At 70.1% G+C, this 23,051-nt stretch carries 22 protein-coding genes and 1 pseudogene; 17 read left to right on the top strand and 6 right to left on the bottom strand.

Annotated elements, in window-relative coordinates:
* Positions 1-11: 11 nt before the first annotated feature.
* From BJY18_RS15720 to BJY18_RS15700, 5 genes are all read left to right on the top strand, one after another.
* Positions 12-1,442, top strand: coding sequence for an IniB N-terminal domain-containing protein (locus BJY18_RS15720; RefSeq protein ID WP_184780695.1), 1,431 nt, complete (start codon positions 12-14; stop codon positions 1,440-1,442).
* Between the two features lie 108 nt (positions 1,443-1,550).
* Positions 1,551-3,323 (top strand): dynamin family protein, encoded by a 1,773-nt coding sequence (locus BJY18_RS15715; protein ID WP_184780694.1) that lies wholly within the window; start codon positions 1,551-1,553, stop codon positions 3,321-3,323.
* Entirely contained in the window at positions 3,320-4,522 is a 1,203-nt protein-coding gene (locus tag BJY18_RS15710; RefSeq protein ID WP_184780693.1) for a GTPase, read from the top strand. The genes BJY18_RS15715 and BJY18_RS15710 overlap by 4 nt, the downstream gene beginning before the upstream one ends.
* 67 nt (positions 4,523-4,589) lie before the next feature.
* The gene (locus BJY18_RS15705) at positions 4,590-6,131 is read left to right on the top strand and encodes a long-chain-fatty-acid--CoA ligase (protein WP_184780692.1); all 1,542 of its coding nucleotides are present in this window, start codon (positions 4,590-4,592) and stop codon (positions 6,129-6,131) included.
* Positions 6,131-6,676, top strand: coding sequence for a TetR/AcrR family transcriptional regulator (locus tag BJY18_RS15700; RefSeq protein WP_184780691.1), 546 nt, complete (start codon positions 6,131-6,133; stop codon positions 6,674-6,676). The genes BJY18_RS15705 and BJY18_RS15700 overlap by 1 nt, the downstream gene beginning before the upstream one ends.
* Before the next feature lie 66 nt (positions 6,677-6,742).
* Here the strand turns inward: BJY18_RS15700 and BJY18_RS15695 are convergent, their stop codons facing one another.
* Entirely contained in the window at positions 6,743-7,648 is a 906-nt protein-coding gene (locus tag BJY18_RS15695; protein ID WP_184780690.1) for an NmrA family NAD(P)-binding protein, read from the bottom strand.
* A gap of 98 nt (positions 7,649-7,746) precedes the next feature.
* On the opposite strand from BJY18_RS15695, the gene BJY18_RS15690 reads away from it, so the two are divergent.
* The gene (locus tag BJY18_RS15690) at positions 7,747-8,292 is read left to right on the top strand and encodes a TetR/AcrR family transcriptional regulator (protein WP_184780689.1); all 546 of its coding nucleotides are present in this window, start codon (positions 7,747-7,749) and stop codon (positions 8,290-8,292) included.
* Positions 8,293-8,295: 3 nt separating this feature from the next.
* Here BJY18_RS15690 and yczR read toward each other — a convergent pair whose 3' ends face one another.
* A complete protein-coding gene (gene yczR / locus BJY18_RS15685; RefSeq protein ID WP_184780688.1) occupies positions 8,296-9,684 on the bottom strand; it encodes a MocR-like transcription factor YczR in 1,389 nt (462 codons plus the stop codon).
* Between the two features lie 61 nt (positions 9,685-9,745).
* Between yczR and yczE the strand changes: the two genes are divergently transcribed.
* The 3 genes from yczE (at position 9,746) to BJY18_RS15670 (ending at position 12,245) form a co-directional block, all read left to right on the top strand.
* Positions 9,746-10,399 carry a membrane protein YczE gene (gene yczE / locus BJY18_RS15680; RefSeq protein ID WP_184780687.1) on the top strand — a complete coding sequence of 218 codons (654 nt, stop codon included), beginning with the start codon at positions 9,746-9,748 and terminating at the stop codon, positions 10,397-10,399.
* 77 nt (positions 10,400-10,476) lie between these two features.
* Positions 10,477-11,646 (top strand): sensor histidine kinase, encoded by a 1,170-nt coding sequence (locus BJY18_RS15675; protein ID WP_184780686.1) that lies wholly within the window; start codon positions 10,477-10,479, stop codon positions 11,644-11,646.
* Positions 11,643-12,245 (top strand): response regulator transcription factor, encoded by a 603-nt coding sequence (locus BJY18_RS15670; protein WP_184780685.1) that lies wholly within the window; start codon positions 11,643-11,645, stop codon positions 12,243-12,245. The genes BJY18_RS15675 and BJY18_RS15670 overlap by 4 nt, the downstream gene beginning before the upstream one ends.
* A 60-nt stretch (positions 12,246-12,305) precedes the next feature.
* On the opposite strand, the pseudogene BJY18_RS15665 reads toward BJY18_RS15670, so the two are convergent.
* Positions 12,306-12,614, bottom strand: a pseudogene (locus BJY18_RS15665) (winged helix-turn-helix transcriptional regulator); the annotation flags it as partial.
* A gap of 88 nt (positions 12,615-12,702) precedes the next feature.
* Here BJY18_RS15665 and BJY18_RS15660 point away from each other — a divergent pair.
* Entirely contained in the window at positions 12,703-13,317 is a 615-nt protein-coding gene (locus tag BJY18_RS15660) for an NAD(P)-binding domain-containing protein (RefSeq protein ID WP_312874103.1), read from the top strand.
* Positions 13,212-13,448: an imine reductase family protein gene (locus tag BJY18_RS37755; RefSeq protein WP_376774671.1), complete on the top strand. Its 237-nt coding sequence runs from the start codon at positions 13,212-13,214 to the stop codon at positions 13,446-13,448. The genes BJY18_RS15660 and BJY18_RS37755 overlap by 106 nt, the downstream gene beginning before the upstream one ends.
* A 1-nt stretch (position 13,449) precedes the next feature.
* Here BJY18_RS37755 and BJY18_RS15655 read toward each other — a convergent pair whose 3' ends face one another.
* Positions 13,450-13,842, bottom strand: a complete 393-nt coding sequence (locus BJY18_RS15655; protein WP_312873856.1) for a pyridoxamine 5'-phosphate oxidase family protein — start codon at positions 13,840-13,842, stop codon at positions 13,450-13,452.
* 98 nt (positions 13,843-13,940) lie between these two features.
* Here BJY18_RS15655 and BJY18_RS15650 point away from each other — a divergent pair, with 98 nt between their 5' ends.
* The 4 genes from BJY18_RS15650 to BJY18_RS15635 are packed head-to-tail and all read left to right on the top strand — an operon-like array spanning position 13,941 to position 18,261.
* The gene (locus tag BJY18_RS15650; protein ID WP_184780683.1) at positions 13,941-14,897 is read left to right on the top strand and encodes an ABC transporter substrate-binding protein; all 957 of its coding nucleotides are present in this window, start codon (positions 13,941-13,943) and stop codon (positions 14,895-14,897) included.
* Positions 14,884-15,777 (top strand): amino acid ABC transporter permease, encoded by an 894-nt coding sequence (locus BJY18_RS15645; RefSeq protein ID WP_184780682.1) that lies wholly within the window; start codon positions 14,884-14,886, stop codon positions 15,775-15,777. The genes BJY18_RS15650 and BJY18_RS15645 overlap by 14 nt, the downstream gene beginning before the upstream one ends.
* Positions 15,770-16,537, top strand: a complete 768-nt coding sequence (locus tag BJY18_RS15640) for an amino acid ABC transporter ATP-binding protein (RefSeq protein ID WP_312873855.1) — start codon at positions 15,770-15,772, stop codon at positions 16,535-16,537. Before BJY18_RS15645 ends, BJY18_RS15640 begins: the two co-directional genes overlap by 8 nt.
* Positions 16,534-18,261, top strand: a complete 1,728-nt coding sequence (locus BJY18_RS15635) for an aminotransferase class V-fold PLP-dependent enzyme (RefSeq protein ID WP_184780681.1) — start codon at positions 16,534-16,536, stop codon at positions 18,259-18,261. Before BJY18_RS15640 ends, BJY18_RS15635 begins: the two co-directional genes overlap by 4 nt.
* Here the strand turns inward: BJY18_RS15635 and BJY18_RS15630 are convergent.
* Positions 18,237-19,196: a hypothetical protein gene (locus BJY18_RS15630; protein WP_184780680.1), complete on the bottom strand. Its 960-nt coding sequence runs from the start codon at positions 19,194-19,196 to the stop codon at positions 18,237-18,239. The genes BJY18_RS15635 and BJY18_RS15630 overlap by 25 nt on opposite strands.
* Before the next feature lie 73 nt (positions 19,197-19,269).
* On the opposite strand from BJY18_RS15630, the gene BJY18_RS15625 reads away from it, so the two are divergent.
* A complete protein-coding gene (locus tag BJY18_RS15625; RefSeq protein WP_312873854.1) occupies positions 19,270-19,800 on the top strand; it encodes a PadR family transcriptional regulator in 531 nt (176 codons plus the stop codon).
* A gap of 303 nt (positions 19,801-20,103) precedes the next feature.
* Here BJY18_RS15625 and BJY18_RS15620 read toward each other — a convergent pair whose 3' ends face one another.
* Positions 20,104-21,273 carry a macrolide family glycosyltransferase gene (locus BJY18_RS15620; RefSeq protein ID WP_184780678.1) on the bottom strand — a complete coding sequence of 390 codons (1,170 nt, stop codon included), beginning with the start codon at positions 21,271-21,273 and terminating at the stop codon, positions 20,104-20,106.
* A gap of 431 nt (positions 21,274-21,704) precedes the next feature.
* On the opposite strand from BJY18_RS15620, the gene BJY18_RS15615 reads away from it, so the two are divergent.
* The gene (locus BJY18_RS15615; RefSeq protein ID WP_446680338.1) at positions 21,705-22,964 is read left to right on the top strand and encodes an IS701 family transposase; all 1,260 of its coding nucleotides are present in this window, start codon (positions 21,705-21,707) and stop codon (positions 22,962-22,964) included.
* Positions 22,965-23,051 lie beyond the last annotated feature (87 nt).

Genomic DNA, 23,051 nt, shown 5'->3' with positions numbered 1-23,051 from the left:
AGATCCCCCCCATGGACCCGGTGCAGACTCTGCACGACTTCACGCTCACCCTGCTCAGCGACCCGGCCGCGCTGGCTTCGTTCGGCCAGGACCCGCAGTCGGCGCTCGCCGCCGCCGGGCTCGGTGACATCAGCGCCGCCGATGTGCACGACGTCCTCCCGCTGGTACTCGACTACATCCCGGTGGACAACGCGGCCGCGCTCGGCCAGCTGCCGCAGGCGGGCGACCTGACCGGTGCCGTCTCGGACGGTCCCCAGGGTGCCATCGACCAGCTCCAGGCCCTCACCGCGTCCCTCGGCCTCCCCGCGGTCGGCGCCCCGTCCGTGCCGGGCCTGCCGTCGTTGCCTTCGACCGGCGACCTGGCGAACGTGACCGGCGCCGGTGAGCCTTCGCCGGTGCCGGGGCTTCCGGGTGTCGGTGAGCTGCCTTCGGTGCCGGGGCTGCCGTCGCTGCCCTCGGCCGGTGACGTGCCTGGGCTGCCTGACGTTGGTGGGCTGCCTTCGGTGCCGGGGCTGCCCTCGGCCGGTGACGTGCCTGGGCTGCCTGACGTTGGTGGGCTGCCTTCGGTGCCGGGGCTGCCCTCGGCCGGTGACGTGCCTGGGCTGCCTGATGTCGGTGGGCTTCCTTCGGTGCCCGGGTTGCCGGCTGTCGGCGAGCTGCCCTCGGTGCCCGGCCTGCCCGGTGTTCCGGCCGGCTCGGGTGCGCCGTCCGTGCCGGGTGTGCCGGTCGGTTCGGGTGCGCCCGGGGTGCCGGCGGTGCCGGGGATCCCCGCGGTTCCCGCGGTGCCCGGTCTGCCCACGGGCGACCTGCCGTCCGTGCCGGGGGCCGGCGAGGTGCAGGACGCCATCGGCTCGGTCAGCGGGATTGCGCAGGACCCGGCCAATGTGTTCTCCCTCGGTGACGACCTGTCCCACGGGCTGGACTCCGCCCCGGTCGCGCAAGCAGCCGGTACGGCCGGTATCGCCGGGGCAGCCGGGCAGGCGCAGGACGTAGCCGGGCAGGCGCAGGACGTGGCTGGGCAGGTCGCCGACGCGTCGCCGGTGTCCACCGGTGACGTCGCGGCTGCCGCGCAGCCGGCCGGCGAGATGGCCGACCACCTGGCCGAGGCCGGTGGCGGCGCGGCGGGTCACGTCAGCGACCTGGTCGGCACCGCCACCGGGCACGTCGGCAGCCTGTCCGGCGCGCTCAGCGCGCAGAGCCTGAACCACGTCGCGGACACCGCGACCGATCAGGTCCAGTCGCTCTCGCACAGCGCGCCGGACCTCGGTGCCGAGCGCGCCGGCGCCGACACCGCGGTGCACCACGGCACCGACGCCGGGGTCAGCGCCGTTCACGACACCGTGTCCTCGGTGTCCGACGCCGCTCACGACGGGCTCGGCCTGGACCTGCACGCAGGTGCCGAGACCTCGCACGGCGGCGGCGAGCTGCACCTTTCCCTCTGAACAGAGGCTGAATAGCGCCGTACCGGAGGTGGCTCCGCGGGCTGGGTGCGCCCGCGGAGCCACCACCCGCTTCCGATACTCCCCGTACCTGGGGGACACTGCATCGTCGTGACGGCTCCTGCTTGGCTCGAAGTGCTCGACGAGACCTTGGATGCCTGCCGGGCGCACGGCCGGGCGGACTTGGCGCAGCGGTTGCACCGGCGCCGGGACCGGCCGGCAAGAGGCCCCCGGATCGCGGTGCTGGGGTTCGCCAAACAAGGCAAGGGTTACCTGGTCAACGCGGTGCTCAACGCACCGGTCTGCCCGGTCGGCGACGCACCCACCCCGGCGGTTCCGGTCGAGATCGGCTATGCCGCCGAACCCGGTGCGACGCTCGTCGGGCGTGCCGAGGAACGCGTCGAGGTGCCCGTCGAACGGCTGACCGGAGAGGTCGGCGCGCGGCCTGCCGGCTCGCTGCGGCGTGTCGAGGTCGGCGTGCCGCGGGACCTGCTCTCCGCGGGCCTGGTGCTCGTCGACACGCCCGCGGTCGGGGATCCGCGGTCCCCGAGGACGATGGCCGCACTGGACGTGCTGGCCGACGCGGACGCGGTCGTCCTCGTCTCCGACGCCACGACGGAGCTCGGCCCTGCCGAGCTCGCCCTGGCGCACCACATCCGCACCTGGTGCCCGCACCTCGTGGTGGCGCTGACCAAGATCGATGTCTGTCCCAGCTGGCGGGCGGTCGCCGAACGAAACCGCGCGGCACTGTCCGAGGCGGGAATCGACGCGGCCGTGCTACCGGTGTCCTCGACCGTCCGGTTCGCCGCGGCGAAGGCGGGGGACCAGGAGCTCAACATCCGGTCCGGCTTCCCGGAGCTGCTCGGCTGGATCGCCGGGCAGGTCTCGCAGCCGCCGGAAACCCGCGCCGCGCTGCTGGCCGCGGTGAGCGTGCGGGCCGCGGCCGCCGAGCTCGTGGAGACGTTACGGCTGCGTGCCGAGGCCGCCGGGCAGGAGGCCGGGGTCGACCAGGCCACGTTGCTGCACCGCACGCAGCGCCGGGCCGACGAACTCCGCCGCCGCAACAGCCGCTGGCAGAACCTGCTGTCCGACGAGATCGCCGATCTGCAGTCGGACGCCGAATACGATCTCCGGGAGCGCACCCGGCGGATCGTCGAGACGATCGATGAGACGTTCGACCGGGGTGATCCGGTGAAGGTGTGGGACGAATTCGGCCCCTGGCTGGACCGCACGCTCGCGGAGGCTGTCGAGACCACCTACACCTTCACCGCCGACCGCGCGGAGTGGATCGCGCAGGCCGTGGCGGCGACCTTCGGCGTGCAGTACGACCTCGCGGAGGTGACGCCGCCCGAGTCCGGCGCCGACCAGATCGCGGAGGTCCGGCAGCCGCGCATCGAACGGTTCAAGATCGGCCAGAAGGCGTTCACCGGGCTCCGCGGTTCCTACGGTGGGGTGCTGATGTTCGGACTGGTGACCGGTCTGGCCGGGCTGCCACTGCTCAACCCGATCTCACTGGGTGCCGGGGTGGCGTTCGCCGCGAAGACGATCAGCGACGAGGGCGGGATGCGGCTGCAACGTCGCCAGGCCGTGGCGAAGATGACCGCGCAACGGCATGTCGACGACGTGTTCCTGCGGTTCAGCAAGGACTGCCGCGACGCGATCCGCCATGTGCAGCGGAGGTTGCGGGACCATTTCACCGCGCTTGCCGACGATCTCGCCGACGAGCTGTCGCGCGAGCGCGAGACGATCATCGCCGGTTCGGCCGAGCGGGAACGCCGTACTGCCCGGCTGCGCCGTGAGATCGACCGGCTCGCCGCGTTGCACCAGCGCGCGGGCGAGCTCGGCTTGCGCGCGGGACGGGCACCGAAGGAGCTTTCCGCGTGACCGAGGACGTCCGTACGCTCCTGGCCGACGCGTGCGCATTTTACCGAGACAGCCGGCGCGCGTCTGCGTTGTTGCGCGAAGCTCTCGACCATCTCGACGAGCCGTTGCGCGTAGGCGTCACCGGCGCCGCCGGCTCCGGGAAAACCACGCTTGCGGCAGCGCTCGGTGATTGGCCGTCGCGCGCGCTTCGCGACCTCGAACTCGTGGACGACCCCTCGCCGTCCACTCTCACCGACGCGTCGGTACAGCTGCTTCGACACCTCGAGCCGGACGAGCTGACCACGCTCCGGCCGACAGCGTCTTCGACTTTCGCGCGACAGACTGCGGTCGACACGGTGCTGGTGCTCGCGCGAGCCGACGAGACGGGCGCCGGTCGGATCGACGCGCTGCTCACCGCGAAGCAGCTAGCGCGTCGCGCGTGGCGCGAAGACCCGGTGTGCAGTGGTTTCCAGGGCGTGATCGCCGTGGCCGCGCAGCTCGGGTACGGTGCGCGCGCGTCCACCGACGACGAGTTCGAACTCCTGGCCGCCTTCGCGGCCGTGCCGCGCGAGGAGCTGGAGCGGTATCTGCTTTCCGTTGACGCGTTCACCGATCCGGCTTTCCCTGGTCCGGTGTCGGCGGAGACACGGCGTTCTCTCGTCACGCGGTTCAGCCTGTTCGGAGTGAAGCTCGCGCTCACGTTGATTCGCACGGGTTGTGACAACAGGCTCAAGCTGTCCGCTGAACTCGTGCGTCGCAGCGGGCTCGGCGAACTGCAGGACACCATCGCCGGCTGTTTCGCCGCACGTGCCGAAGCGCTCCGCGCCCGGACGGCGGTCATCAGTTTGGAGACTGTGCTGCAGGCCGAACCACGGCCGTACAGTGATCGCCTCGCTGCGCGCGTCGAGCGGTTTTCGGCGACCGCGCACGACTTTCGTGAGCTACGGCTGATCGCTGACATCCGTGGTGGCCGCACTGCGTTGTCCGGTGAGCCCGCGGAGGAGGCAGTGCAGCTGCTGGGCGCGCAGGGCACAACACCGGAGGAACGCCTCGGCCTCGAAACCGGCAGCGATCCCCAAGACGTTTACGAAGCCGGTCTCGACGCAGTACTCCGCTGGCGGCACGAAGCGGAGCGTCCTGACCGAGCTCCGGCCGAGCGTGCGGCCGCGCACGTAGTGGTGCGCAGTGTCGAAGGGCTGCTGGTGCAGTTCACCGGTTGACGGCGACGGTCGGCCGACGCACCATAGAGCCCTCTATGGTGCCAGTGCCGGCCGAAGGGACTTCAGCATGTCCGCAGACGTCCGTCCCCGATTCCGTTTGCTCGGCGAGCTCCTTTCGCAGTGGGCCGAGCAGCGTGGGGACGATCCGGCGCTCGTCTTCGGCGATCGCACGCGCACCTGGGCAGAGTTCGACGAACGCGTGCGGCGGCTGTCCGCGGCGCTCGCCGGAGCGGGTATCGGGCGCGGCGACCGGGTCGCGTTCGTGGACAAGAACCACCCGGCCGGTGTGGAGGTCACCTTCGCGGCCGCCGGGCTGGGTGCGGCCACCGCGATCGTCAACTGGCGGCTGTCGGCCGACGAACTGGTCTACGTGCTCAACGATTCCGGCGCGCAGATCGTGTTCGCCGGTGCCGAGCTGTTGCCGGTCGTGGCGAGCATTCGAGACCGGCTTCCCGCGGTCCGCGAGGTGGTCGTGGTCGGTGGGGAGGACGACGAGTTCGAGGCGCTGGTGGCCGGCTCGCAGCCGCGTACCGAAGAGTCCGAAGTAGACGAAGACGACGGCGTGCTCGTCCTATACACGAGTGGTACCACGGGATTTCCCAAGGGTGCCGTTCTCACACATCGAAGCGTGCTCGCGCACGGAACGGCGGTGGGCACCGCGTTCCCGCTGGGGCCGGGAGACCGCAATCTGGTTGCCATGCCGCTGTTCCACGTCGGCGGAAGCTGTTACGCGATCCTCGGTTTCCTCTCCGGTGAGCCGACGATCATGACCCGCGAGCCGGACGCGCCGTCGTTGTTCGGCGCGCTCGCCGCGGGCGCCACGCACGCCTTCCTGGTGCCCGCTGTCGTCGCTGCCGTGGTGCAGGCGGGGGAACAGGCGGTCGCCGCGTTCGCCCGCATCAAGTACCTCGGTTACGGGGCTTCACCGATGCCGTTGCCGGTGCTGCGCACAGCGCTGACTGCGTGGCCGGACACGAAGTTCGTGCAGGTGTACGGCATGACCGAGCTGTCCGGCGCAGTGACCACTTTGGACCCGGAGGCGCATCGCGACGCCGCGCACCCGGAGCGCCTGGCGTCCGCGGGCACGCCGGTGCCCGGGGTGGAACTCCGGATCGCCGGGCCGGACGCGACCGGTGAGGTGTGGATCCGCACCGGCCAGCGGATGGCCGGGTACCTCGGCAAACCGGAGGCGACCGCGGAGACGGTCGTGGACGGCTGGGTGCGCACCGGCGACGTCGGGCACCTCGACGAGGGCGGGTTCCTCTTCCTGTCCGACCGGGTCAAGGACATGATCATCACCGGTGGCGAGAACGTGTACTCGCCCGAGGTGGAACGGGTCGTGGCGGAGTTCCCCGGGGTGGCTGAGGTGGCCGTGATCGGTGTGCCCGACGATCGCTGGGGTGAGCAGGTCAAGGCGGTCGTCGCGGCGTCGCCGGGGGAGCGGGTCGATGCGGACGAGCTGATCGCGTACTGCCGCGAGCGGCTGGCGCACTACAAGTGCCCGCGCACGGTGGACGTGCGGGAAGCCTTGCCGCGCAACGCCACCGGCAAGATCCTCAAGCGGACGCTGCGGGAACCGTACTGGCAGGACCGCAGCCGGGGAATCTGATGCCGTCGGTCACGAAGCAGCAGTACTTCGACACGGCGCTGGCCGTGCTGGCTGCCGACGGGTTCGCCGGGCTCACCGTCGGCCGGTTGTGCCGCGACCTCGGCGTGACCAGTGGTTCGTTCTACCACCACTTCGGCGGCTGGCCCGGATTCGTGGACAGCTTGCTGGAATTCTGGGCGCAGCGGCAGGTCCGGATCCTCGCCGCCGGACATTTCGGCAGCGCCGGTCCGGTCGCCGATTTCGCCGCGTTGATGGAATTGACGCTCGGGTTGCCGCACGAAGCCGAGGCGGCGATCCGGGCGTGGTCGATGAACGACGAAACCGTGCGGGCCGCGCAGAAACGCGTGGACGACGCCCGGGTGCGCACGGTCGGCCGGGCGGTGCGTGGCCTGATCGGCGACCGTGCGCTGGCCCGCACTCTCACCTCGCTGGGGCTGGCAATGCTGGTGGGCCACCAGCAACTGCTCGCCGAAGGCACGGATTCCGACCTGGCCGCGTTGCTGGCCGAGTACACCCGGCTGGTGCATTCACGGCGCGCTCAGTGACGCGGTGATCCATAGCGTGCAGACCGGGCAGCCTGCACCACCCTGACCACGTCCGCGTTTTCAGGGCTATCGGCGCACGTTTGCTTCCGCCCACTCGGCGAAGCCGGTGAGCGGCAGGCCGAACGCCCGGGCGTGCGCCGGACGGGCAGGTTGGCCGACTTCGTTGTGCCACGCGTACGCGAGCCCCATTTCCGGCATTCCGGCGGCGAGGGCTTCTTCCGGCGTCAGATCCGGTGCGGTCAGCGGAACTCCGAAAGCCTCCGAGAGCACCTCGGCGACGCGGGTCATCGGAAGCAGCTCTCCGGCAAGATCGAGTTCGACCCGGTCGAACCGCTCCGGCGAAGCGAAGGCCGCGGCGGCAGCGGTACCGATGTCGGCGACGGCGATGAACGGCAGCTCGATGTGCGGGTTGATGATGGTCAGGATGCCGCCCTCGGGACCGCGCGGGAGCAGCGGTGACGGTGGCAGGAGATTCTCCATGAAGAACGCCGGCTTGAGCAGCGTCCAGTGCTCGAATCCGGCCTCCCGGACCCGGTCCTGGAGCGCTGTCTTCGTCTCGTAGTAGTCCTCCATGGCCGCCCAGCGGCCTTCCGTCCAGCCGGGTGCCTCGCGGTGCTCGCCGGCGCCGGACACCGACGTGTGCACGAACTGCCGCACCCCCGCGGCGCGGGCGGCGTCGATCAGGTTGCGTCCTTGGACCCATTCGGAATCGCCCTCGGGGTCGTGAAGATCGGGCATCTGCACGGAGAAGACGCCGCGGACGCCCTCGGCTGCCCGGCGGACCGAATCGAGGTCGAGCAGGTCGCCGGTGACCAGCTCGGCGCCGAGGGCCGCGACGGCGCGGGCTCGGTCGCTCGCCGGATCTCGGACCAGCGCGCGGACCGGCACATCGGCCTCACGCAGGGCGCGAAGGGTGGCGCCGCCCTGTTTGCCGGTGGCGCCGGTGACCAGAACGGGTGCGGAGTCGGACATCGTGAGCTCCTTACAGGAGGTTAAACGGCGGGGTCCGCCACTTACGTCTGCTACCGTACACCTGAAATGGCGGCCCCCGCCGTTTATGGAGGTGTGGCATGGCCGGTCGTCGTGCGGACGCTCTGCGGAACCAGGCGCGGATCCTCGCCGTGGCCGAGCGTGAGGTCGCCGCTCACGGTGCGGAGATCTCGCTGGAACGCGTCGCCCGGGTGGCCGGGGTCGGGTCGGGCACGGTGCGGCGGCACTTCCCTGGCCGGCAAGCGTTGCTGGAGGCCGTTTTCCGCGACCGCATCGACGCGTTGTGCGCCCGCGCCGGTGAGCTGACCGACGTGGCGGACGCGCGGACCGCGTTGCTCGAGTGGCTGGGACTGATCACCGTCTACGAGGCGGAGGCGCGAGGGATGGCGAAGGCGTTGCTGCCCGATCATGGCTCCGCTGCGGACGACGGTTGTGCGACGAAGCTGACCGAGGCCACCGAGCCGCTGCTGTCGCGTGCAGTGCGCGAGGGCGTGGTGGCGCCGGAGGTGACTGCCAAGGAGTTGCTGACGCTGGTCGCCGGCTTCGTGCTCGCAACCGAGGACGATCCATCGGCGGCACGACGGTTGCTCGCGCTTGCCGTGGACGGGATCAGCCCACGCAGGTGAGCGCTACGCGACGGAGGCTGGTTCGTGGTGCCCGGTCTCTCCACGCGTCACCGCTTCGTGTGCGCGAGCGAGCCGCTGGACTGCCTCGGTCAGCAGATCGGGCTGAAGCGTGTAAGGCAGCCGGAGGTTGCGTTCGAACGCGCCGCCGATGCCGAATCTCGGCCCGGCAGCGATGGTCACACCGTATTCGGGGGCGAGCGCGGCCAGCCGTGAACTGATCGGCTTCGGAAACGTCGTCCACAGGGCGAGCCCGCCGGGTGGCCGGGGCACGGCGAGCTGCGGCAGGTGTTCGGCGAGCGCGGTGCGGAGTATGTCCCGCTGTGCACGCAGTTTCTCGAGCTTCCCGGACTGATGGCGGTCCGGCTCGTCCAGCAGGATCGCGGCGGCGAGCTGTTCGAGGACCGGAGTGCCGAGGTCGAGACCGGACCGGATCTGGGCGACGCGCTCCAGTATCGGCGGCCGCGCGCGAATCCAGCCGATCCGCAGCCCGCCCCAGATGCTCTTGGCGGCCGAGCCGATGCTGATCGCGGACGGGTCGTACCGGGCGAACGGCTCCGGAACGGGCTGGTCCAGCGCGAGTTCGGTCATCGTCTCGTCCACGATCACCGGGCAGCCGGCGGAAAGCCCTTCGCGTACCGCCGAAGGCATGCACTGGCCGGTCGGGTTGTGGAAGTCCGGAATGAGGTAGGCCAGTTCCGCGTTGCGGCTCGCCGACCGGAGCTGCCCGGGGTCCCAGCCGTCCGCGGTGAGCGCCACCGGAACCAGCCGGGCACGGGCTTCGGCGAACGTCCGGATCGCGTGCGGATACGTCGGATGGTCGACCACGATCCGGTCGCGCGGGGAGACGAGGGCCCGGGTCAGCAGGGCCAGCGCGTGCTGGGCGCCGTTGGTGATCAGCACCTGGCCGGGCGAGGTGGGCAGGCCGCGGCGCTCGTACCCGCGGGCGACGGCCTCGCGCAGCACCGTGGTCCCGTGCCGGTCGTAGCCGTGGCGGTCGAAATGCCGGGGCAGCTGCTCGAGCGCGCTCGCGTACGCCGCGTGCAGCACCTCGACCGGCGCCGGCGGCGCGGCCACCGACAAGTCGATCGTGCCGTCCGGGGAAGGAGCCGGCCGCGCCGTCCGCCGTCCAGGAAGCCGCACGGTCGCTCGGGATCGCGGGCTGGTGGCGAGGTAGCCGTGATCGGACAAGGTGCGGTACGCGGTGCTCACGGTGGTGCGGCTCGCCGCGAGTGCGGTGGCCAGGTCACGCTCGCCGGGCAGCGCGGAGCCGAGCGGCAGGCGTCCGTCCAGGACCAGCAGCCGCAGCCGGTCGGACAGCCGCTGATGCGCTGGTCCCGGCCCGTTTCGCCAGGTACCGAGCATCCGGGCCACGGCGTGCGCGCTGATCCACATGAGGCCAGTATTGCCGATCTGGCCCTGGGATCGGTAGCCAGATTTCGGCGAGGCTGACGAGATGACCATTCCGATCGCGCGGCTCGGGCCGCTCGCGCAGCTGCGTGCCGGGCGCACGCCGCGCCGGATCTCGCACCTGCTGCTCGGCCTGATCGGCTACGGGGCGTCGGTGATGCTGCTCGTGCGGTCCGGGCTCGGTGCGGCGAGCTGGAACGTGCTCACCGAAGGGATCGCCCGGAGCACGCACCTGTCGTTCGGCTCGGCAACGAACCTGGTCGCGCTGGCGGTGCTCGTCGCGTGGCTACCGATCCGAGAGCTGCCCGGACTCGGCACGGTGCTGAACGTCGCCCTCGTCGGCTTCTCCGCGGACGCCACGGCCCGGGTGCTGCCGCAGCCGCACGGGTTCGCCGCCCAGCTCGGCTACCTGCTCGGCGGGCTCGTCGCGCTGGCCTTCTTCGACGCGCTCTACCTCGGCGCGCAGTTCGGTTCCGGCCCGCGAGACGGGTTGATGACCGGTCTCGTCCGCCTCACCGGCAAGCCGATCGCCGTCGTGCGCACCGCGATCGAGGTCGTGGTCGCGGTGGCCGGCTGGCTGCTCGGGGGAACGGTGGGCTTCGGCACCGTGCTGATCGCGGTGTGCCTCGGCCCGCTCGTGGGATTCCTCCTGCCCCGGGTGACAGTGTCGTTGTCCACAGCGGAGCGGGGCAAGCCATGACGCGGTGTCACTGGTGGTGCGGCGACAGCTGAGGAATGCTGGGGCGGAGTCCGCCGCCCGATCACGGAGAGCCAGCCATGCACCCCAGCCCACCTCGCGCGGGCGTCAAACCTCGCGACGCAACGCAGGAACGGCTGCGCAAGATCAACATCCGCACCCTTGTCCCGCCGCTGGGCGCGGTCGGGATCCTCCTGGTAGTGCTCGAAAGCAAAGCCTGGTGGCATGCCGTGGTGCTGTCGATCGGAGTGGTGGCCGGGCTCGCGATTTTCGTGCTGTGGTCGAGCGGCCACGTCTCGCGCGGTTCGTGGGCCTGTCTCGCGATCACGGCGGCGGTGTGGCCGGTGGGCGCGCTGGCGATGGGCGCGCCCACGGCGTTCTACGGCCTGACAATCGCCGGCTCGCTGCTCATCCCCGAGCTGCCGCGGCACCGTGGCCTGATGGCGGTGGGCATGGTCTGCTACGTCTCCGCGGTGGGTGCGCTGCGTTATGTCACCGCACCGGACAAGCCCGCCACCCTGCTGGCCGAGTTCGTCGTCGTGCCCACCGGGGTCGCCGCGCTGGTGGCGGCGCTGATGTTCGGCAGCAAGAAGTTCTACGACCTGGTCCAGGAACTGGACCAGGCCCGCGAACGGGCGGCGGAGCTGGCGGTGATGCAGGAACGGATGCGCTTCGCCGGGGACCTGCACGATATCCAGGGCCACACGCTGCACGTGGTGAAGCTGAAGATCACGCTCGCGGAGAAGCTGCTGCACCGGGACCTCGACCGAGTACAGGAGGAACTGCGGGAGGTGCACACCCTGGTTGCCGACACGATCACCCAGACCAAGGAACTCGCCTACGCGCAACGACGGCTGAATCTGTCCACCGAGCTGGAGAACGCGAAGAATCTCTTCGAGGCCGCGAGCATCCACGTGCGCGTCGTCCGCGAAGCCGAGGCCGACCCCGGTGTGGGCGAGCTGCTCGGCCAGGTCCTGCGGGAGACGACGACCAACATCCTGCGGCACGCGCAGGCGCGGCAGGTACACATCGTGCTCTCGGAATCGGGGATTTCCATCGTGAACGACGGTGCCGAGGACGGACCGGCCCCGGGCTTGCGAGGGCTTTCCACGCTCCGGCAACGGCTGGTGGACAACGGAGGAGAACTGAAGGTGGAGCAGAATGCCGGCCGGTTCCTGACCGCTGCCGGGTTCCCGCGGGTCCGCCAGGACGCCGTACCGGCGATGTCCGCAGGGGAGGGCAGCCGATGACCACTGTGGTACTCGCCGACGACGAAGCGTTGCTGCGCAAGGCGCTTGCCTCCCTGCTGCCGCTGGAGGGCGACATCACCGTGCTTGCCGAGGCTGAGGACGGTGCCTCGGCCATCCACGCCACCCTGGAGCACGAGCCGGACGTGCTCGTGATCGACCTGGAGATGCCCGGTGTCGACGGTCTCGGTGCAGTGGCGGAGATCCGTCGAACCCGGCCGCAGCAGGTGATCCTCATGCTGACCCGGCACGCGCGGCCGGGCGTGCTGCGCAAAGCGCTGAAACTCGGGGTACAGGGTTTCGTCAGCAAATCCGCCGAGCCCGTGCACATCACGTCGGTGATCACGGCACTGCACGAGGGCAAACGGTGGATCGACCCGGACGTTTCGGCGCTGGCCGTGGTCGACGACTGTCCGCTGACCGATCGCGAGATCGACGTGCTGCGGGGGACCGCCGACGGGTTCTCGGTCGCCGACATCGCCGCGCAGCTGCACCTGGTCGAGGGCACGGTGCGGAACTACCTGTCGAACGCCCTGCAGAAGACCCAGACCAGGACCCGGCACGAGGCCGCCCGGTACGCCCGCGAGCACGATTGGCTGTAGCCGCTCGTCAGGTCGCCGGCGGGACGGTGACCTCCAGATCCTCGCGGCGAAGCCGTTCCCGCCCCACACGCCGAGTGGGAGGAGGGCTTCGTTGAGCGAGCGTCCCGACTCGGTGAGGGAGTACTCGACCTTCGGCGGTACTTCCGCGTAGACCTCGCGGTGCACGAGGCCGTCGGTTTCCATCTCACGCAGGTGCTGGGTGAGCATCTTCTCGCTCACTCCGGGCAGCGCACGACGTAGTTCGGCGAAGCGGCGGATGCCGTGCGCATGCAGCTCCCAGAGGACGAGACCCTTCCACTTGCCGCTCACGACGTCCAGCGCCGCGTCGATGCCGCAGATGTAGGGACCGGACCGCGGTGCCTTGGCCATGGTCGGCGCTCCGCACTGACGAAAAAGTAAGTACCGCAGCATTTTGTGGGTACTTCCCGGAGTGCCCGGTCCCAGCCAGCATGGCGGCATGCCAATCGAAACCACAAGTCCCGCGGTCACCGTGCTCGGCCTCGGCCCCATGGGCCGGGCGATGACCCGGGCACTGCTGGCCGCCGGGTACTCGGTGACAGTGTGGAACCACACGCCGAACCGTGCCGAAGGGGTGGTCGCGGCCGGTGCCCGGCTCGCCGCGACGCCCGCCGAAGCGGTGACGGCCGGAGACCTGGTGATACTCAGCCTCACCGATTACCGCGCGATGACCGACATCCTCGGCGGTGCGACGGAATCTCTGGCCGGCCGTACCTTGGTCAATCTCAGCTCCCGACGTAACGCGCGAAGCATCGACGTGGGCCGAAACGCACGGCGCCGCGTTCCTCGCCGGTGGAGTGATGGTTCCCCCGCCGATGGTCGGCACGGAACAGTCCTACGTGTACTACAGCGGCGACCCGGCCGCTTACGAAACCTACCGGGCGACGCTCGCGCACCTCGGCGAACCACGGTTCCTCGGGAACGACACCGGACGTTCTTCTCACCACATTGTCCGGATTCCTGCATGCGTCCGCGCTGGTCGGTACCGCGGGTGTCAGTGCGGCGGAGTTCCTGCCTGAAGTCATGCAACTGTTCCGTGCGATTCCCGGCATGATCGCCGCGGACGGAGTCGTCGAGTTCTTGCCGCGTGCCGTCCGGGAGCACTACCGGCGAGCCATCGCCGATGGTCATGGTGCGGACGGATGGACCCGGATCATCGACGGCATCCGGGCCCCTCGGAGGTGATTCAGAGCTTGCCCAGCACCCGGGTCACGGTGAGTTCCAGGACCACCCGCCGCGGGTTCGGCCGGGGAGGGCGGTACCGGCGGGCGAAGCGTTCCTCCGCCTCGCGTACCGCCTCGGCTCCTTCGCGCAGGCGCAGCCGGCCCTCCAAAGTGGACCAGACGCGGCCCTCGAACTGACAGACGGCGGCGGCCAGCCCGGCCTCGCCCGCGGCGCGGACCAGGCGGGCCTTGTGTGAGGTACCCGAGGTGATCACCCGGGCGAGTCCGTGGTCGAAGTCCACCGTGACGCCCACCGCGACCACGTGCGGGGTGCCGTCCGGGCGCACGGTGGTGAGCGACGCGTGCCGGCGTTCGGTCCAGAACTGCCGGAAGTCTTCGCCGCGATCGAGGTCCACGGCGAGCACGCTAGCCGACAAAAAACTTCAACTGGATGTTGACCTCTTCAACTGGCAGTTGTAGCGTTCCGTCCACCACGACGCCCCGGGAGGTCCGCATGTCGTCGCCGCTTCGTGCCCGTACCTGGCAGGCCGCCCTGCTGGGTGGGCTGCTCACGCTGGTCACCGCCGCCTGTGGAGGCGGCCCGGACGGGGCCGGCGGCGGACAGCAGTCCGCCGATTCCGGCGCCATCCCGGACAACCAGGCGCTGCTCACCGCGATCAAGGCGGACGCGCGGCTCACCGCCGCGCTGCCGGCGAAGGTCGCCCGGGCGAAGACGCTGCACGTGGCCTCCAACATCCAGTCCGCGCCGAACAACTTCTACTCGGCCGACGGCAAGACCCCGATCGGCTACGAGGTCGACCTGGCCAAGGCGGTCGGAGCGAAGCTCGGCGTCACGGTCACGCACCAGGATCTCGCGTTCGGCTCGCTGATCACGAGCCTGCAGTCCGGCCGGGTCGATCTCACCATGGCCGCGATGAACGACACCGCGGAGCGTCAGCGGCAGATCGACTTCGTCGACTACTTCTCCTCCGGCATCACGATCATGGTCCGCAAGGGCAATCCGGACGCCGTCACCGGGCCGGACACGTTGTGCGGCAAGAAGGTCGCGGTGGTGCAGGGCACCAGCCACCAGAAGTTCGCCGCCGCGCAGAGCACGAAGTGCACCCAGGCGGGCAAGCCGGCGGTGACCGTCACGGCCACCGACAGCGACACGCAGAACCAGAACCAGCTGCGCACCGGGCGGGTTGCGGCGATCCTCAACGACTTGCCCAGCGCGGTCTACATCTCGCGTACCGCGGGCGAGGGCAAGTTCTTCGAGGTCGTTCCGGGGCAGCCGATCGAGGGCGGTCCGTACGGCATCGGGTTCGCCAAGGACAACACCAAGCTGCGGGACGCGGTGAAGCAGGCCCTGCAGGGGCTGATCGACGACGGCACATACGGCAAGATCCTCCAGTCCTGGGGCGTCGAGCAGGGTGCGCTGAAGGAGGCGGCGGTCAATGGCGGGAGCTGAACCGCTGCCGATCGTCCGGCTGCGGCACTGGGGGCGCTGGGTCGCCGCGGTGGTGATCATCGCCCTGCTCGTGCTGCTGGGCTTCGCGCTCGCGCAGGCGCAGATCGACTGGGCTTCGGTGCCGGACTTCGTGTTCTACCGCGTGATGGCGCTCGGGTTGCTCAACACGGTGGTGCTCGCGGTGATCTCGCAGGCCATCGCCATCGTGCTCGGTATCCTGATCGCACTGCTGCGACGCAGTGCCAACCCGGTCGCCCGGTGGTTCGCGGCGGCCTACATCTGGCTCTTCCGCGGCCTTCCGGTGCTGTTGCAGATCCTGATCTGGTACAACCTCGCGTTGATCTTCCCGACCCTCTCGATCCCGCTGCCCTTCGGCGGGTATCTGGTCCACGAGCAGACGAACGTGCTGATCAGCGCCTTCACCGCGGCGTTGCTGGGGCTGGCGCTCAACGAGAGCGCCTACATGGCCGAAATCGTGCGTGCCGGGCTGAACAGTGTCGACAGTGGACAGACGGAAGCGGCCAAGTCGATCGGCATGACGCCGGGTGCGACGCTGCGCCGCGTGGTGCTGCCGCAGGCCATGCGCGTGATCATTCCGCCGACCGGCAACGACTTCATCAACATGCTCAAGGGCACGTCGATGGCGTCGGTGATCGGGGTGACCGAGCTGATCCACGCGGCCAACAACATCTCGTCCAACAACCTGCTGGTGATGGAGACGCTGATCGCGGCGGCGATCTGGTACATGGTCGTGGTCACCGTCGCGGGGGTCGGCCAGCACTACCTGGAGCGGGCGTTCGACGCCGCGGACCGGGGCCCGGCCGCGCGGGCCGGGAAGGCGCTGCGCGGGATGCCGCTGGTGAGGAGTGCCCGTGTCTGAGCCATTGCTGCGCGCGGTGGGCGTGCGCAAGAGTTACGGTCACACCGAGGTGCTCAAGGGCATCGACCTGGACGTCCACAAAGGACAGGTGGTGTGCCTGCTCGGTCCATCCGGCGCCGGGAAGAGCACGTTCCTGCGGTGCCTGAACCACCTCGAGACGATCGACGGTGGCCAGGTGTGGGTGGACGGCGAGCCGATCGGCTTCCGGCTGCGTGGCGGCAAGCTGTACGAGCTGCGGGAGAAGGACGTGGCCCGGCAGCGGCGGGACATCGGCATGGTGTTCCAGCGGTTCAACCTGTTCGCGCACCGCACGGTGCTGGAGAACGTGGTCGAAGGCCCGGTACGGGTCCTCGGCGTCGAACCGGGCAAGGCCCGGGCCGAAGCGCTGGAGCTGCTCGAACGGGTGGGGCTCGCCGAGCGCGGGGACGCCTATCCGGCGCAGCTGTCCGGCGGGCAGCAGCAGCGCGTGGCGATCGCCCGGTCGCTGGCCATGAAGCCGAAGTTGATGCTGTTCGACGAGCCGACCTCGGCGCTCGACCCGGAGCTGGTGGGTGAGGTCCTCGAGGTGATGCGGACGCTGGCTCAGGAGGGGATGACAATGGTGGTCGTGACTCACGAGATGGCCTTCGCGGCCGAAGCCGCGGACGAGGTGGTGTTCCTCGCCGACGGCGCGGTGGTCGAGACCGGACCGCCGGGCAAGGTGCTGAAGGAACCGGAGCACGAGCGCACCCGCCAATTCCTGGCGCGGGTCCTGCCGTGACCCGGATTTCCCCCCGCTACCTGCTGCAGTTCGACGAGTCCGCCGGGTACCTGGACTTCGCCCGGTTCGGCCCGCCCTCGCACGCGGTGCTGGACACCACGGCGAGCCTGCTGGACGCGTCGACGAAAGCCGGTCCGTCCACAGTGGATGAGCTGATGCGGCAGGAAACCCGGGCCAAGGCGGCGGCCGCACGGCTGTCCGGCAGCGACACCGACCACACCGTCCTCCTGCCGCACACCAGTCTCGGGCTGTTCCAGGCGGCGTTCAACAGCCACGGCGAGGTGCTGGTCTCGGCCGGGGAGTTCCCGGCCAACACCTATCCGTGGGCGCGCGCGGAGCAGGCCGGGCGGGTGCGCGTGCGGCGGCTGGAAGGGGGATACGTCACCCCGGAGCGGGTGGCTGCCGCGCTCACGCCGGAGACCTCGGTGGTTTCGGTGAGTGCGGTGGACTTCCGCACGGGTTACCGTGCGGATCTCGGGGCGCTGCGCGAAGTCGTGGGCGACCGGCTGCTGGTCGTGGACGGAATCCAGGGCTTCGGCGTGACCGAGGCACCCTGGGAGGTCGCCGACGTGCTGGTGGCCGGCGGCCAGAAATGGCTGCGGGCGGGCTGGGGCACCGGCTTCGGCGTGCTGTCGGACCGGGCGCTGGAGCGGATGGACCCGATCCTGTCCGGCTGGACCGGCGCGCGGGACCCGGGGCTGTTCGACGACGAGATCCACCCGGCCGACCCGACCGCGGCGAGCTGGTCGATCTCCAACCTCAGCCCGATCACCTCCGGTGCGTTCGCCGCGGCACTCGAACTGGTCGAGGAGGCCGGGGTCGCCGCGATCGCGGGCCGGATCGGCGAACGTGTCGGGGAACTGGAGGACGTGCTGCGCTCGGCCGGCGCGGAGATCGTGTCGGCGACCGAGCGCAGGGCCGGCATTCTGGCTTTCAGCCTGCCCGGCCATCCGGCCGAGCAGGTGGGCGCGACACTGCACGCGGCCGGGATCGCGGCGACGGTCCGCCCCGAGCACATCCGGCTCTCCCCGCACGCGTCCACCCCGGCCACCGCCGCCGACCACCTGCGTTCGGTACTGGAAACGCTTGCCCGGCCACGGAAACCGCTGCCAGCACCGGCGCAGGCGGCCACCGGTGCCACGCACGAACTCCTGGCCGCGCTGGTCCCGGCGGTGGACGGACTGGCCGCGATGCTCGGTCCTGGCAACGAGGTGCTGCTGCACGACCTGTCACGGCTGCCCGACTCGATCGTCGCCATCGCCGGTGACCTCACCGGCCGCACGGTCGGCGGCCCGATGACGGACCTGCTGCTCGGCCTGGTCCGCCGGGGCACCACCCAGGACCTGACGAACTACCGCACGCACGGCCCCGACGGGCGCGCGATCCGGTCGTCCACCCTGTTCCTGCGGGACGCCGAAGGCGTGGCGATCGGCTGCCTGTGCGTGAACAGCGAGCTGCCCGGCGCCGCGCCGGCGGAGACGCCGGTGGGGGACGAGACGTTCCCGCCGGACGTCGACAGCCTGCAGCGGTTCCTCGTGCACCGCGCGATCGGCAAGGCGGGAATCCCGGTGGAGCTGATGAAGAAGCGCCACAAGGCGGCCGTGGTGCGGGAGCTGGACGAGGCGGGGTACTTCCTGATCAAAGACGCGGTGGACCACCTGGCCGGGCACCTGGACGTGACCCGCTACACGATCTACAACTACCTCAACGAGATCCGAGGCTGATCCGGCGGTTCCGCGATGAGCCGCCGGATCAGCTCGTAGGCCGGCTTCGGCTGGTAGTCGTCGCGCAGCAGGCCGAAACGGTTCATCCGCGGGCCGGTGGTGAGGCCGTCTCGCAGCCCGAAGAGTTCATAGGTGTCGATCCGGAGCTGCGAGGCCAGACTTCGCATCGTTTCGGCGACTGTGCCCAGGACGCGGGCTTGGTCTTCCTCGGTGTGCTCGGGGCCGGTCGGCCAGCCGGTTTCGGTGATGTGGATGGGCACTGTCGCGGGAATGCCGAGGGAAGAGGCGGATTCGCGGAACGAGCGGAGTACGTGCGTCACCGCGCCGGGCAGCACCTCCGGCGGAGCCGGGCGGAAGACGTCCGGGAAGAAGTCGAGGCCCACGTAGTCGATCCGCTCCAGCAGCTCCGGGCCGACGTGTGCTCGCACGGACGGCCAGAACGGGTCGCCGGGTAGCGCGACCGCGGCGTTGAAGCCGACGGCCACCTCGGCGCCGAGGCGGTCCCGCTCGGCCACGGCCGCGGCGAGCCCCGCGGCGAGGGCTTCGTAACAGCCCGGACTTCCGCCGTCCAGCGGTGCACCGACGTTGACCTCTTCGCAGACCTGAAGTTTGCCGCCGCCCAGCTCGGCCACTTCTCGTACCGCGGCTCGGATGGCGGTGGCGAAACCGTGTGGATCCGGCTCGTCGCTGCCGTAGCCGAGCACGAGGTCGAGCACCCGGCCGGCGCCGAGGTACGGCGTGGGATCCGGAGGCGTCGCCGGTCGCCCGCTCCGGTAGCCGCGGTAGGTGCGCACGTAGAACCGGCTGGCGCCGGACGACAGGTGCGCCACGGCGGCCGCGGTGCGTTCTACGTCCTCCGGGGGTGCTGGGATGTAGGTGTCCAGGCGCACGAGATCGCTCTGGACCACGCCGGGCCAGATGCCGAAAGTGAACACGGTCCTCCTTGGTTCAAGGTGTTCGTATACGAGTAATGTAGTCGTATACGAACAGTTCCGCTACCCTGGTCGCGTGCCGCAGAACGCTTTGGACAATCCGCTCGTACTGCCGATGCTCGGGCTGCTCGTGGAGAGCCCGCGTCACCAGTACGCCCTGCTGCGCGAGTTGCGTACGCGGTACGCCTTCCTGCCGGTGAAGACCGCGACGGTCTACACGCTGGTGCAAACGCTTGCGCGGCAGGGGCTTGTCGCCGTTGCGGAGGAAGATGAGCGACCGGAAGTCAGCCTGACCGAGGCCGGGTTCGCCGACTTCCGCGAACGCGTGGAGCGGCAGCTGTCGGAGAGCGATCCGAACGTGGGCGCGCGGTTCGTGATCGCGCTCGCATACGTCGGCGTGCTGCCGCGGGAGCGGGCCGTGCGCCTGCTCCGCGACCGGGCGGACGCTCTGCGCGCCGACCGGCGGGCGCTGGCCGAGACGATCGGCAAAGCCGGGCTGGCGGAACTGCAGATGGTCGAGGCGCACTTCCTCGAGTCCCGCCTCCGGCACGACGCCGGCTGGCTCACCCGGCTGGCCACCCGGCTGGAGGCGGGTGAGCTGGACTGACGGTGTGGGTGTGGGTGTGCCGGACTGGGGGTGCGAGTGTCCTGGACTGGCTGTGGGGGTGTGCCGGGCCGAGGGTGCGGGTGTACTGGACTGACGTTGGTGGCCGTGGCCCCACGCCCGCCGCTGTTCTACTCGCGGCGCTGACTGGACCCCGGCGCCGGCTCGACCCCTGGCGCTGACTGGACTCGTGGCGCTGACTGGACCCCGGCGCCGGCTCGAATTCCTGGCGCTGACTGGGCCCGTGGCGCTCGCCGGATTCGTGCCGGTCGCTGCCGGATCTGCCCGGCAGCGACCGGCACGAACTCACGCCAGGAAGTCCTCGACGGCGTCGGCGGCCGCGTCGATGCCGCCGTGTGCGCGGACTTCCTTGCGCAGCGCGGTCAGCCGCTCGGCGACCGCCGGTGAGCCGGCTACTTCGTCGACCGCTGCCCGCAGGGTTTCCGCGGTCAGCTGCTCCGCGGGCAGGTGCTTGCCGACGCCGAGCTCCTCGAGCTTCGCCGCGTTGCCGAACTGATCGACCGCCTGGGGGACGGCGACCGTGGGTACGCCGTACCACAGCGATTCCGTGCAGCTGCCCATCCCGGCGTGTGTGATGAACGCCGAAGCGGCCTCGAGCACGGCCAGCTGCGGCACCCGCTCGTGCACCTCGAAGAACTCCGGAAGCGGGCCGAGATCCTGGGGTGACACGTGCTTACCGATGGTCAGCACGACGTGCCAGCGTCCGTCCGCGAACGCCGCGGTGCACGCGCGGTAGACGTCGAGCTGGTCGGTGTAGGCGGTGCCGAACGACACCAGGAGCACTGGTTTCCCGTCCGCCGGTGGCGTCCAGGTTTCGGCGAGCCGCTGCGGGTCGAGGCAAGGACCGGCGAACCGGACGTTCGCCGGTACGCGCTCGGCGTTCGGCTGCATCGCGCGCGGGATCAGCGACACGATGTGCGCCGGATGGCCGAGCCAGTCCCAGCCGTCCGCATCGATGCCGTTTTCCCGCAGCCACGCGGTGTTCGCCCTGTTGTAGTCCATTCCGGACGGTGAACTGCGGATCGCCTGCAGCGTCTCGGCCATGTCCTGCTCGTAACCGTCCCAGGCGACGAGCGTGGGGGAGAGCTGGACCGCGGGCACGCCGTACCGGTGGCCGAGCAGCGTCGCGCCGAGGCCGCCGATGTCGTAGAGCACCAGGTCCGGCCGGTCACCGTCGAACCGCGCGGTGAGCTGCGGGTGGATGGTGATCGCCTCGTCGAGGAACACGCGCATGGCCGTGCCCGGGTCTTCCGGCCACTCCGAGGCCGGCCCGAACGGGAAGATCGTCGGATGCGTGACGACGTCCGCCCCGGTCCCCGCGACCAGTTCCGCCAGCGGCTCACCGACGACGTAGCTGACCCGGTTCCCGCGCCGCACGAGCTCGCGGATGAGCCCGAGCGAGGGGTAGACGTGGCTGGGCGCACTGCACCCGACCATGACGATGTGTCTGGGCATGGAGAGTCCTTTCCGGACGGAGACTCGCCCGGCGCGCAGAAGAGGGACCGCCCGAACGGCGAGCGGCCCGAAGAGTCACGCCGGAATCAGCGACGGCGCAAACGCACGAAGATCGTCATGCCGGCGACAGTACCGGCGGGCGACGGGCCGGCCAACCGCTTTTCCGGCGTGTGCCGGGCCTGCCCAACCGGGGCTTGCCCAACCGGGTTTCCCGCGGGCGCCGGGCCGACCCAACCGGGTTTACCGCGTGTGCCGGGCCTGCCCAACCTGGGCCCACCTAATACTCCAGCCGGACTTCGTGATCGGGGCTGGTGGGGGGGGGGTGCCTGGAGATGGGTGCGGCCGACAGTTGATCATGGTTGGTTGTGTGGACTTCCCAAGATCGCCTGACGGCCGCAGGTGTGAGCATAGACCCTGTCCGGTGGCGGGCGATGTTCGATGAGCTCATGGGGCGGATCGCGGGCCGGTTCGGGCGGGTCGAACCGCGTCGTGGGGCGGAGAAGTTGTTGCTGGGGTTGATGTCTGAGTTGCCGCGGAAGAATTGCTGGACCATCGCCGAGTATGTCGGGGACCCGAGCCCGGACAGGTTGCAGCATGTGCTGGCGCGGGCGGTGTGGGACGCCGACGCGGTACGCGACGACCTGCGTGACTACGTGGTCGAGCACCTCGGTGAGACTGACGCGGTCCTGATCGTGGACGAGACCGGGGATGTGAAGAAAGGCAGCCACACGGTCGGGACGCAGCGCCAGTACACGGGCACTGCTGGGCGGATCGAGAACTCCCAGGTCGCGGTCTATCTGACCTACGCCACCACCGCGGGACACGCCTTCGTGGACCGGGCCCTGTATCTGCCGAAGTCCTGGACCAGCGACCCCGAACGCTGCCACGCGGCCGGAATCGACGAGAACATCGCGTTCGCGACCAAACCGGCGCTGGCCACCGAGATGATCGCCCGCACCCTCGACGCCGGAATCACGGCGTCCTGGGTGACCGGCGACGAAGTGTATGGCGCCGACCCGCACCTGCGCACGGAACTGGAACACCGTGGTGCCGGCTACGTGCTGGCCATCGGACGCGACCGCCGCGTCGCGACCGGAGTCGGCACCTTCCGCCCCGACGACCTCGCGGGACGGCTGCCGAAACACGTGTGGCAACGCTTCTCCGCCGGTGCGGGCGCGAAAGGACACCGCTACTACGACTGGGCCCTGATCGACATCGACCCTGACACCACACCGGCGGGACACCGGTGGCTGCTGATCCGGCGCAACCGCCGCACGAAAGAACTCGCGTTCTACCGCTGCTTCGCAGCCACTGCCACCGCGCTGCCCGTTCTGGTGCGGGTGGCCGGAACCCGATGGCGCGTCGAGGAATCCTTCCAAACCAGCAAAGGACTCACCGGACTTGACCAGCACCAAGTCCGCCGCTGGACCTCCTGGCACCGCTGGACCATCCTGGCGATGCTCGCCCACGCCTTCCTCACCATCGTTGCCGCCACCGAGCGCACCCGGCAAGCGACCTCGACCGACTGGATTTCCTTGACCTGCAACGAAGTCCAGCACCTATTCGCCACACTCGCCATCACACCGATCACCGACATCGCGCACCGACTACGCTGCTCGATCTGGCGCAGACAACACCAATACCGAGCACGGCAGGCCCACTACCAGCGACAAGCCACCCGAGAACCATGAACATCACGATCTACGGCTGGAGTACTAACCGCTTTTCCGGCGGTCCATCCGCCGGCCACCGCCCTGAAGATCACCCGCAAAGCACTC

Origin of the sequence: Amycolatopsis jiangsuensis (genome assembly GCF_014204865.1) — a bacterium.
Classification (GTDB): domain Bacteria; phylum Actinomycetota; class Actinomycetes; order Mycobacteriales; family Pseudonocardiaceae; genus Amycolatopsis; species Amycolatopsis jiangsuensis.
The sequence above is the reverse complement of the archived record's forward strand: the minus strand, read 5'-3'. Positions and strand labels throughout refer to the sequence as shown.

Excerpts from the sequence above, each read along its gene's own strand:
- BJY18_RS15720 (WP_184780695.1), top strand. The coding sequence starts at position 12 with ATGGACCCGGTGCAGACTCTGCACGACTTCACGCTCACCCTGCTCAGC.
- BJY18_RS15705 (WP_184780692.1), top strand. The coding sequence starts at position 4,590 with ATGTCCGCAGACGTCCGTCCCCGATTCCGTTTGCTCGGCGAGCTCCTT.
- BJY18_RS15700 (WP_184780691.1), top strand. The coding sequence starts at position 6,131 with ATGCCGTCGGTCACGAAGCAGCAGTACTTCGACACGGCGCTGGCCGTG.
- BJY18_RS15695 (WP_184780690.1), bottom strand. The coding sequence starts at position 7,648 with ATGTCCGACTCCGCACCCGTTCTGGTCACCGGCGCCACCGGCAAACAG.
- BJY18_RS15690 (WP_184780689.1), top strand. The coding sequence starts at position 7,747 with ATGGCCGGTCGTCGTGCGGACGCTCTGCGGAACCAGGCGCGGATCCTC.
- yczR (WP_184780688.1), bottom strand. The coding sequence starts at position 9,684 with ATGTGGATCAGCGCGCACGCCGTGGCCCGGATGCTCGGTACCTGGCGA.
- yczE (WP_184780687.1), top strand. The coding sequence starts at position 9,746 with ATGACCATTCCGATCGCGCGGCTCGGGCCGCTCGCGCAGCTGCGTGCC.
- BJY18_RS15675 (WP_184780686.1), top strand. The coding sequence starts at position 10,477 with ATGCACCCCAGCCCACCTCGCGCGGGCGTCAAACCTCGCGACGCAACG.
- BJY18_RS15670 (WP_184780685.1), top strand. The coding sequence starts at position 11,643 with ATGACCACTGTGGTACTCGCCGACGACGAAGCGTTGCTGCGCAAGGCG.
- BJY18_RS15660 (WP_312874103.1), top strand. The coding sequence starts at position 12,703 with ATGCCAATCGAAACCACAAGTCCCGCGGTCACCGTGCTCGGCCTCGGC.
- BJY18_RS15650 (WP_184780683.1), top strand. The coding sequence starts at position 13,941 with ATGTCGTCGCCGCTTCGTGCCCGTACCTGGCAGGCCGCCCTGCTGGGT.
- BJY18_RS15645 (WP_184780682.1), top strand. The coding sequence starts at position 14,884 with ATGGCGGGAGCTGAACCGCTGCCGATCGTCCGGCTGCGGCACTGGGGG.
- BJY18_RS15620 (WP_184780678.1), bottom strand. The coding sequence starts at position 21,273 with ATGCCCAGACACATCGTCATGGTCGGGTGCAGTGCGCCCAGCCACGTC.
- BJY18_RS15615 (WP_446680338.1), top strand. The coding sequence starts at position 21,705 with ATGTTCGATGAGCTCATGGGGCGGATCGCGGGCCGGTTCGGGCGGGTC.